Source organism: Streptomyces sp. NPDC006450 (genome assembly GCF_040612195.1).
GTDB lineage: Bacteria > Actinomycetota > Actinomycetes > Streptomycetales > Streptomycetaceae > Streptomyces.
In genome coordinates, this window is the sequence record NZ_JBEXPT010000170.1 from 1 (window position 1) to 10,255 (window position 10,255).

The window sequence follows — 10,255 nt, forward strand, 5'->3', positions numbered from 1 at the left end:
GCTGCCGCGCGCGGCCACCCTCGACGACCCGCTCGCCCTGATGCGCGCCCTGCGCCCGATCGGCCGCCGCGGCATCGGCGGCCCGGGGGAGGAGCTGGACGAACAGCTCACCGTCGAGCGCAGCATCGAGCGGATGGTGCTCACCCCGGTCCTGCGCCCCGCCGAGAGCCGCTGGCTGGACGTGGCCCTGGTCGTCGACTCCCACCGCTCGATGCTGCTCTGGTCCGACCTGGTGGAGGAGGTGCGCGGGGTCCTCACCCGCAGCGGAGTGTTCCGTGACGTACGGACCTGGCGGCTCACGGGTACCGGCCCCGGCGGGGCTCCCATGGTCGCGCACCATCGCGACAGTCCGCCCCGCAACCCCCTGGAGCTGGTCGACCCGGCGGGCCGGCGGCTGATCCTGGTGCTCTCCGACACGGTCGCAGGCGGCTGGCGCGAAGCGCCCTTGCGCGGTGTGCTCCGGCAGTGGTCGGCGCACAACGCCGTGGCCGTACTGAACGTCCTGCCCGAGCGGCTCTGGACGCGCGGGGCGGTCCGGCCGGTCCCCTTCGCCGTGCGCGCGGACCGGCCCGCCGCGGCCACCCGCTCCTGGCAGCGGGTCCCGATCGCCCGGCGGGCCCGCGGCGCCGGGGCGGTGATCCCGGTCGTGGGCATCGCCTCAGGGAGCCTGGCCCGGCTGGTGCGGGTGGTGTCCGGCGACGGCCGCTGGCGGCGGCTCGCGTGCCTGCGCCTCGACGCGGAGCCGACGCGGGAGGCCTCGTACGGCACGCCCGAGGCCTTCACACCCTTGCCGAACCCCCTGGAGGTGGTGGAGCGCTTCCGCGCGAACGCCTCGCCGACCGCCCAGCGCCTCGCCGACCACCTGGCCGCCGTACCGCTCACCCTGCCCGTGATGACGCTCGTACGCCGCTCCCTGCTGCGGGAGTCCGAGCACGGCCACCTCGCGGAAGTGGCCCTGGGCGGTCTGCTCGCCCCCTGGGACGGGGAACAGGACGCCGACACCGCCCAGTTCGAGTTCCTGCCGGGCGTACGGGAGGCGCTGCTCGGGTCGCAGCTGCGCGGTGACGTGGCCGCCGTACGGGAGTTGGTGCGGCGGCGCGTGTGGGAGTACATGGCCCAGAAGCGCGGCACCGGCCGGGACTTCACGGCGATCCGCCGCGGCCCCCGGGGCGGGGGGCGCCGCGAGCTGGCCCCGGAAGCGATGCCGTTCGCCCTCGCCGCCGGACCGGTGTCGGGACTGGCCGACCGGGTGGTGCGGGTCCGCTTCGACGCGCAGCGCGAGCCGCAGGCGGTGGGCGTGCTGCTGTCGCCCCGGCTGGTCATGACGGTCGTCGAGGCGCAGACCGGGGGGCCGCACACCTCGGCCTGGGTCCGGGTCGACGGGCAGGAGCACCTCTGCCGGCGGGCCTGGGGAGACGGGGCGTCGCCCCAGGTCCTCCTGCTCGGATCCGACGTGGACCTCGTGGACCCGGCGGCTTGGACGGAGCCGGCCTGGGCGCAGGGGTTCGCGCCCCCGGGGGAGCACCTCGTCGTGGACGGCTCGACCGACCAGGGCGAGGCGGTGGCGCTGACCGGCGAGGTCCTCCCGTACGAGGGGGAGCGCAACGGAGAGCTCGTCCGACTCTCCGCCGAACCGGAGGCCTGGACGCACTACGTGGGATCCCCGGTCTCCCGCGACGGGATGCTGGCCGGCATCGTGCACTCCGTGCTGCCGGGCCGGATGGTGTTCCTCACGGGGCAGGCGCTGCTGGAACAGCCCGGATTCCGCGAGGTCGTGGCGGCGCGGGCGCGCGCTGCGGCCGCGGGCTCCGCCATCTGCCTGGCGGTGCGGCCCGGGGGGCAGGTCGACCACGCGGGGGCGTCGGTGCGCGTCGATCTCTTCACGCAGCTGAAGGCGGACACCGGGTTGACCGGGATGCCGGCCATGGAGCAGGGGGCCCTGCTGCTCACGGCGCTGAATCCGGGCGCTCTGCGCAAGGCGGGGCTGCTGCTGTCCGCGCTGCCGGCAGCCTTCTCGCGGCTGCGCGCGGACGAGGGCGACTGGGCGATCTCGCTGGGGGTGGCCCTGGCACGGGGCGGGCTCACGGTCGACGGGGACGGCGTGCACGGCCCGGCGGTGGACGAGGCCTTGGCGTTGCTCTACCGCGAGGAGTTCATGGAGCGGCTGGACCGGGCCGACGCGGTGGGACAGGTCATCCCCGTGAAGGGTGCATCGATGCTCGATGTCGGCGGGCTGGAAGCCCTCGCCGTCGAGCGGCTGAGCGCGGGGCCGGGGACGGAGCGGGAACCGCGGGGGTGGATCCTTCCCGACGGCGCCGTGGAGGTGGGGCGGGCGCTGATCGATGCCGAGCTGAGCATGGACGACCCGGGCGTCGACTGGGTGCCTTGCGGGTACCCGAGCACGGCGGCGGGTCCGGCCGGATGCGTCGGCGTACGACTGCCGGACCGCGGGCGCTGCCTGGCACACGTGACGCCGGAGGCCCGGGACGCGTACCTCGGGAGGCTGCAGCCGGGTGCGCAGGTGGACCTGCGGGGCACCACCTTCTCCGACGGTCTCCTCGATCGTCTGATGTCGGCGTTGCGCGACGCGCAGACGGGACACGTGCGGATGGGGAGCGCGCTGTTCGACCGCGCGCGCTTCGTCGACGACTGGGCCGTGCCGGGGGCCGAGTTCGAGGGCCGCGCCTCCTTCGACCGGGCCGTCTTCGAAGGCCGGGCAGGGTTCGACGCGGTCCACTTCAAGGGGAGCGCCTCCTTCGGGCGGACCGACTTCCGGCGTGGCGCGACCTTCGACGCCGCGGTGTTCGAGCGCGAGGCGCGTTTCGTCAGAACGGACTTCGACATCAACGCCGGATTCGCGGAAGCCGTGTTCGCCCAGGGTCTCGACATGACCCGGGCCGAGGTGTGGGGCAGGGCTCGGATGGGCCGGATGCGGGTGCGGGGAGCAGCCGACCTCGGGCGCACGGTCTTCCACGGCCACAGCGACTGGAAGAGCTCCACCTTCCTGGGGCCCGCCTCCTTCGGGTCCACCGTGTGGGGCTCCGATGCGGTGTTCGACCAGGTCCGTTTCGAGGGCCGGGCCTCCTTCGACCGCGCCACCTTCTCCGGACCCGCGTTCTTCAAGGGCACGTTCTTCGCGGACCGGGTGACCTTCGCCGAGACCGACTTCGCGGACCGCGGGGAGTTCATGAACACGACCTTCACCGATCCCTCGGAGCTGCCCGACGCGTGGCGGTCGCTCCTGCCGCCGTCGGGCGCCGCGACGTTCACCCCGGGCGGCGCCGGTCGGACATCATGAACCGGTCCGCGTGCTCCGTGAGGACCGGGCTCAACCGCCCCGACCCGTCGCCCGCTTCACGGACGAGTCCGTGGCGGCGGCCGCGCCCCCCCGATGTGCACGTGTGGTGCATCGTCTCGACGGATCGCGGGGAGGCGACGGCTGCGGTGTGCGGATGCTGCCCGGATTCCCGGGTACGGGGCCTCGCGGTCCCGCACCCGGGCCGGGATCAGGCGGTGGGCGGTACCCGTCCCGGGCGGCCCGCGCCGCGGGTCAGGCGGTAGCCGCCGATGCCCGCGAGGGCGGCGAGCAGGCCTCCGGCCGCCGTCCAGAGCCAGCGGTCCGACCACCAGGTGCCCGACCAGCCGTCGGCCGGAGCGACGCCGGACGCCGTGCCGGCGCCGGGAACGAGCGGTGCGGCCAGGGCGTTGTCCGCCGCGTAGGCGCCGCCGACGTCCCTGGCATCGGCCTGCAGGCGTGCCCGTACCGGCTGGCCCAGGTCCTCCTGAGCGAGGTCGGTGACCGTGAGGCGGACGTAGTAGGCCCCGGGCAGCGGGTCGTTGGCCCACTGGTCGGCGCCCGAGCGGACCGGGCGCAGGGTGCAGGACAGGTCGACGGTCGCGGCGTCCTTGGCGGCCGTACCGGTCTGCCTGCCGTACATGCAGGGCTGGCGGCGGCGCAGACCGTCGTACACGTCGAGCTGCCACGTGGAGGCGGAGTGCCGGCCGGTCGCGGCGGGCAGGGTGACCGAGGCACGCACCGTGGCGCGCTGGCCCGAGTCCAGGGGGAGCACCCAGTAGAGGTAGTCGCCGGTGGAGGCGTCGGCCGTCGCCTCCTGGCCCAGCCGGAGCGGGGTGGCGGTACGGAAGGCCGTGCCGGCCTCGGTCGGACCCTCCCCGGTGCCGCTCGGGCTCGGCGACGGCGAGGCCGCCACCCCGAGCAGGCCGCCACCCACGAGCAGGGCGGCGGTCAGCGTGCGTCGCACGCGCCGTCCGGGCCGGCCGGACCGGCCGGACCGGCCGGTCGTGGGGCGCTCGCTTCGTTCACGTCTCAGGGCACTCATCAGTTGGTCCTCCAGACCGCGATACGCCAGCGGGAGACCCAGCCCCACACCAGTCCGGCGAGGAGGCCGGTGAGCGCCAGTGCGCCGAGCAGCCACCAGCCGCGCCCGAGGCCGAAGGAGGCCACGTCGGAGGCCCCGTCCGGGCCGTCCACCACGTCGATGGTCAGCTCGACCGGCATGCCCGGGGTCGTCTTGACCGAGGCGGGCGCCGAGAAGGAGTTGCTGACCTGGAGACACACGGTCTCGGCAGGCTCCTCGTCGTCCGCGCTCCCGGCCTTCGGATAGCGCAGCCCGGACGAGATCAGGTCGGTCCGTCCGTCACCGGCCTCCTGGCCGCGTACGATCTCCCGGCCGCTCAGCGTCGTGGCGCGCAGCAGCACGCCGTAGTCGTTGTTCACGGCGCGGTCGGCCCCGATGCTGACCGAGGCCCGCAGTTCCTGGCCCGGTGCCACGGAGACCCGGTACCAGCGGTGCTCCCCGAAGCTCTCGCGGTCGCTGTAGAGGCCGGGCTTCAACTCCGGTGCGCCCGTGCACTGCTTGGCGCCCTCCGTGGCCACCGGATTGACCACGGGCGTGGCCGCCCGGCCCACCAGCTGCCGGACCCTGCCCGACAGTTCGGCCGTGTGCTGTACGGAGGTGTACGTGCCGCCGGTGGCCTCGGCGATGCAGATCAGCTGGTCGCGGGTCTTGGCGTCGGGAACGAGCCCGAGCGTGTCGATGACCAGGTGGATCCCCTTGGCCGCGATGTCCCGCGCCACTTCGCAGGGGTCGAGCGGGGCGCAGGTGTCCTCGCCGTCGGTGATGAGCACGATCCGACGGGTGGCGTCGCCGCCCTTCAGGTCGTCGGCGGCTCCGAGCAGGGCCGGTCCGATGGGAGTCCATCCGGTGGGGGCCAGTGTGGCCACCGCCGTCTTGGCCTCGGTCCGGTTCAAGGGGCCCACCGGATAGAGCTGCTTGGTGTCCTTGCAGCCGAGATTCTTGTCGGGGCCAGGGTAGTTGGCGCCCAGGGTCCGTATGCCGAGCTGCACCTCGTCGGGCACGGCGTCCAGTACCTCGTTGAACGCCTGTTTCGCGGCGGACATCCGGGTCTGCCCGTCGATGTCCCGTGCGCGCATCGAGCCGCTGACGTCCAGCACCAACTCGACCTTGGGCGCTTCCTTCGCCACCGGCTCACCGGCGGCGGCACCTGACGGGAACAACCCGACAGCGAGGGTGACGAACAGGCCGCACGCACTGGCCCTCACCCATCTTCTAGTGATCATCGCCGGATCGTATTGAGATTCCACCCACCCACCAAACCGAGCACCTGTTCCCGGACCGCCATCGGCCGCTCCCACGTGGCGCGGCAGCGGCGCCGGATCGCGGTGTCCATAGAATGGCCCTATGCCCGTCTCGCCGCGCGTCCCCGACCTGACGGCCCTCGACCTGCTGCTCAGCGTCATCGAGCTCGGCAGTCTGGGGCGGGCCGCCGAGGCGCACGGCATCAGCCAGCCCTCGGCCAGCTCCCGCATCCGCTACCTGGAGAAGCTCGTCGGCCTGCCCGTACTGGAACGCTCCTCGCTCGGCTCGAAGCCCACCCCGGCCGGGGCGCTGATCGCGGAGTGGGCCCGGACCGTGATCGACGCGGCGCAGGAGCTGGACGCCGGCATCGGCGCCCTGCGCGAACGGCGCAGCGCCCACCTGACGGTCGCGGCCAGCCAGACGGTCGCCGAGTACCTGGTCCCCAAGTGGCTCATCGGGCTGCGGGCGCAGCATCCCGCCACCGCCGTCGCCCTCGAACCGGGCCACTCCGCCGACGTGGCCCGCGCGGTCCTGGACGGCCGCGCCGAACTGGGTTTCATCGAGAGCCCCCGCGCCCCCAAGGGGCTGGAGAGCCGTGCCGTGGCCAGGGACCGGCTCCTCGTCGTGGTGGCGCCGGCGCACCCCTGGGCGCGGCGCACCGCCATCACCGTCGACGAACTCGCCGCCGCCCCGCTGATCCAGCGGGAAACCGGATCGGGTACGCGCACCTCCTTCGAGCGCGCGATCACGGCCCACCTGCCCGGCTGGAAGCCCTCCGCCCTGCTGGAACTGGCCTCCACCACCGCCATCAAGACCGCCGTGGTCGGCGGCGGCGGCCCCGCCGTCCTCAGCTCGCTCGCCGTCGCCGACGAACTGGCCGCCGGCACCCTGCGGTCCCCGACGGTCACCGGCCTCGAACTCGGCCGCTCGCTGCGCGCCGTCTGGCCCGCCGGCCGGCGTCCGACCGGCCCGGCCCAGGACCTGTACGCCCTCGCCCGCAGGCAGCTCGCGGGGGCGTAGCTCCTGGCACCGGCCATGGACCGGCTCTACAGGCCGGCACGGGGAGTCGGCAAGGCCCGGATCTGCTACGAGGCCGGGGCGAGGGTCCCGGCGAACAGTCCGCGCAGCGTCTGGAGACCGGCCGTGAGCCAGGCCAGCACGAGGAACACGTACAGTCCGCCGGCGAGCCACGCGCAGGCGGTCAGTCCGGTGTGGCGTGCCAGGCCCTCCGCGCCGGTGACGCAGGTGCCGACGGGGAAGGTGAGGGCCCACCAGGTCATCGAGAACCCCATGCCGTGCCGCCGGGCCCGCAGGACCACCGCGGCCGCCAGCGCGAACCACAGCAGGGCGAACCCCATCGTCGGAACCCCGTAGAGCACCGCGAGCATCCTGAAGCCCTCGGCGTAGGGGGCCGGGAGCACCCGCGGCGCGGCATCGGCGAAGTTGTTCGCCGCCGTCGTGGACTGTCCCAGCGGGCCGAGCACCAGGAAGAGCGTGGGGGTCAGGGCGAGCGGCAGCCGAGGGCCCGCCAGCAGCCGGGCGAAGATGATGGGCAGCAGGCACAGCGTCGCCAGCAGGCTCATGCCGAACATCGCGTAGCAGCCGAGCAGGAGGGCCTGCTGCCACTGGCCGGCGGGCAGGTGCGGGAGCAGCAGCGGTCCGAGCGCGGCGGCGACCATGGGCGCGACCACGGGCAGGATCCACACCGGTGAGGCGCTGCCCGGTTTCAGCTCGTGCCGCAGCGCCATCAGGTAGGGGATGGCCGCGGCCACCAGCAGCCCGACCGCCGTGCCGGCCGTGTACAGCACCGCGTCCACGGCGACGGCCGCGCCCAGGCCGATCCAGTCCCTGCCGACCAGCAGCGTGCCCGCTCCGACCGCCAGCAGGGCCATGGAGAGGCAGCCGTAGAACGGTGCCACCGTCGGATCCAGCAGATGGGTCCGCGCCTGGTCGCCGTGGCGGGCCCAATGGACCGTCCGGGTGACGAGCAGCACCGCCAGCATCACCGCGGACAGGGCCCAGACCACCGTGCAGGCCGTACGCAGGCCGGGGATGTGCCAGGGGAGGGCCACCCCGGCGTTGGCCACGATGGCCGTGCCCATCACGCTCGCGTACCAGTTCGGGCCGAGCTGCCGCACGCGCGAGCCCTGGTAGCCGGTCACGGCGGGGAGCGCGGAGCTGGTCCGGGAGGGTGCGGTCATACGTCAACGGTGACCGCCCGCGCTCACCCCGACCAGTCGGCGTCCTGTCGGCCGGGGCCGCCGGGCGCCGGCGCGGCGACGGGGACCTGGAGGCTTCCGTAGCGTTCCATGCGCTGCCAGCGCAGGCGCGATCCCGCGACGGCGGTGAACACGGACTGGATGACGACCAGGTACATCAACTGGCGGTACACGAACTGCTGGAGCGGCAGGCTCCACAGCGGGCCGGGGTGTTCCTTGTCGAGGCGGAAGGCGTAGAGGCCCATCAGGAGCTGGAGCAGCAGGAAGGCGCTCCACAGGCCCAGGATCCGGAGCGGGTCGAGGAAGATCAGGCCGAAGACGGCGGTGACGTCGACCACGGGGGCGAGCAGCGGCAGCAGCACCTGGAACATCAGGAGGTACAGCAGGCCCCGGCGGCCGAGCTTTCCGGCCTGGCCCCGCTGGGTGAGGGCGCCGCGGTGCTTCCACATGGCCTGGAGGGTCCCGTAACACCAGCGGTAGCGCTGCTTCCAGAGGGCGCCGAGGGTGGCGGGAGCCTCGGTCCAGGCCTTGGCCCGTTCCTCGTAGACCACGCGCCAGCCGTCCCGGCACAGGGCCATGGTGAGGTCGGTGTCCTCGGCGAGGGTGGTGTCGCTGACCCCGCCGACGCGCAGGAGGGCCTCGCGACGGAAGGCTCCTACCGCGCCCGGCACGGTGGGCATGCATTCGGCGAGGTCGAAGAGGCGGCGGTCGAGGTTGAAGCCGACCACGTACTCGATGTGCTGCCAGCGACCGAGCAGTCCGCCGCGGTTGACGACCTTGGCGTTGCCCGACACGGCGCCGACGCGGCGGTGGGCGAACGGCTGGACGATCATGCGGACGGCGTCCCGCTCGAAGACGGTGTCGCCGTCGACCATAACGAGCAGGTTGCAGGAGGCCGCGGCGATACCGGTGTTGAGGGCGGCGGGCTTCCCCGCGTTGCGCTGGCGGATGACGCGTACGCCCGGCAGCCGGAGGGACTCGACGATGTCGGCGGTGCCGTCGGTGGAACCGTCGTCGACCACGATGATCTCCACCGGATGGTCCGAGGCCAGCAGGGACCGGACGGCTGCTTCGATGCCCGCGCTCTCGTTGTAGGCGGGGACGATGATGCTGACCGGTTCGGTGACGGGGGCTCCCCACGGCACCCGGCGCTTGCGCACGTGGCGGCGGGCCGCGGTGAAGACGGCGACGGCGCGCAGCACGCTGATGGCGCCCGCCGCCCACAGCAGCCAGGACAGCGCGCTCAGGACCCAGTCGCTGGCACGCAGGGCGTAGATGAGGGAGATGCCCTGCCACGCGTCCACGGTCGCCGCCTCGTGCGTGGCCGCGGGCAGCCCGGTCGCCTCGGTGACCGTGGTGAGTTCGAAGCCCGCGGCCTTCAGCCGGGGGACGAGGCGTTCGAGGGCCGCGACGGTCTGGGAGCGGTCGCCGCCCGCGTCGTGCAGGAGCAGGATCTGGCCCTCGGTGCCCTCGGGCAGCGAATTGGCCACGATCTGGTCGACCCCGGGACGGCGCCAGTCCTGACTGTCCTGGGTGCTGAGGACGGTGAGGTACTCCTCGGTGCCGGCCTGGACGACGGAGTCCCAGGCGCTGTCGGTCAGCGCTTCGCTGGTCGAGGAGTAGGGCGGGCGCAGCAGGGGGGTGGTGACCCCGGTGGCGCCGGCGATGACCAGCTGGCTTTCGCGCAGCTCCAGGGAGCGGCGCCAGGGGGAGGCCGCGCCGAGATCGGTGTGGGTGAAGGTGTGGACGCCGATCTGGTGCCCGTCCTCGACGATCCGGCGCGCCAGGTCGGGGTGGGCGGCGACCTGCGCGCCCACGGTGAAGAACGTGGCGCGGACGTCGTTGCGCCGCAGGACGTCCAGGATCTGCGGGGTCCAGCGGGGGTCGGGACCGTCGTCGAAGGTCAGGGCGATGGTGCGGGGCTTGACCGCCGCGGTCCGTCCCGCGGAGCCCTCGATCACCGGGCCGCCCGTGCGGATCTGCTCCGGGACGGTGCCCGCCGGACCCGGATCGCGGTGGGCCCCGTCGGCCGTGGAGTCGAACATGTGTGTGGTGTAGCCCTGGAGCAGCAGGGCCGCCGAGAGGGTCAGGACCAGTGTGGTCAGCAGCAGCCAGTGGGTGCGCAGGGGGACGTTGCGTACCGTGCTGTGCCGGCCGCGCGGGAGGCGTCGGTTCTTCGACAAGGGGAGGTGCTTCCTGCCTGTGCTGGTGCTGGTGCTGGTGCCTGAGCGGGGTGGGGGCGGGTCACGGGTGAGCGGTCGGCTTGCCGCCCTGACCGGGCGCGGACGTGGACCGGCCGCGATGGGTCTGGCCGGGGGACGGGGTGGCCCCGGTCGAGACGGAGGGGGCCGGGGTCGCGGGGGGCGCGACGGTGGCGCCGGCGCCGGCCGTGTTCCTCGGAGTGGCACCGCCGCC

Annotated in this window: 6 protein-coding genes; 2 read left to right on the top strand and 4 right to left on the bottom strand. The window is 73.9% G+C overall.

What is annotated here, in order from left to right; all coding sequences use genetic code 11:
• Positions 1–3,298, top strand: a 3,298-nt coding sequence (locus ABZY57_RS30235; protein ID WP_356517332.1) for a pentapeptide repeat-containing protein, incomplete at its 5' end; no start/stop codon positions are given.
• A 208-nt stretch (positions 3,299–3,506) separates the two neighbouring features.
• On the opposite strand, the gene ABZY57_RS30240 is transcribed toward ABZY57_RS30235, so the two are convergent.
• Both ABZY57_RS30240 and ABZY57_RS30245 read right to left on the bottom strand, forming a co-directional pair.
• Positions 3,507–4,262 carry a hypothetical protein gene (locus tag ABZY57_RS30240; protein WP_356517334.1) on the bottom strand — a complete coding sequence of 252 codons (756 nt, stop codon included), beginning with the start codon at positions 4,260–4,262 and terminating at the stop codon, positions 3,507–3,509.
• Positions 4,263–4,339: 77 nt separating this feature from the next.
• A complete protein-coding gene (locus ABZY57_RS30245; protein ID WP_356517336.1) occupies positions 4,340–5,602 on the bottom strand; it encodes a VWA domain-containing protein in 1,263 nt (420 codons plus the stop codon).
• Positions 5,603–5,723: 121 nt separating this feature from the next.
• Here ABZY57_RS30245 and ABZY57_RS30250 point away from each other — a divergent pair, with 121 nt between their 5' ends.
• On the top strand, positions 5,724–6,641 hold the full coding sequence (locus ABZY57_RS30250; RefSeq protein ID WP_356517338.1) for a LysR family transcriptional regulator: 918 nt from the start codon (positions 5,724–5,726) through the stop codon (positions 6,639–6,641).
• Between the two features lie 65 nt (positions 6,642–6,706).
• Here ABZY57_RS30250 and ABZY57_RS30255 read toward each other — a convergent pair whose 3' ends face one another.
• Both ABZY57_RS30255 and ABZY57_RS30260 read right to left on the bottom strand, forming a co-directional pair.
• On the bottom strand, positions 6,707–7,822 hold the full coding sequence (locus tag ABZY57_RS30255; RefSeq protein ID WP_356517340.1) for a TDT family transporter: 1,116 nt from the start codon (positions 7,820–7,822) through the stop codon (positions 6,707–6,709).
• Between the two features lie 23 nt (positions 7,823–7,845).
• Positions 7,846–10,023, bottom strand: coding sequence for a bifunctional polysaccharide deacetylase/glycosyltransferase family 2 protein (locus ABZY57_RS30260; RefSeq protein WP_356517342.1), 2,178 nt, complete (start codon positions 10,021–10,023; stop codon positions 7,846–7,848).
• Positions 10,024–10,255: the final 232 nt, after the last annotated feature.

Excerpts from the sequence above, each read along its gene's own strand:
- ABZY57_RS30250 (WP_356517338.1), top strand. The coding sequence starts at position 5,724 with ATGCCCGTCTCGCCGCGCGTCCCCGACCTGACGGCCCTCGACCTGCTG.
- ABZY57_RS30245 (WP_356517336.1), bottom strand. The coding sequence starts at position 5,602 with ATGATCACTAGAAGATGGGTGAGGGCCAGTGCGTGCGGCCTGTTCGTC.
- ABZY57_RS30255 (WP_356517340.1), bottom strand. The coding sequence starts at position 7,822 with ATGACCGCACCCTCCCGGACCAGCTCCGCGCTCCCCGCCGTGACCGGC.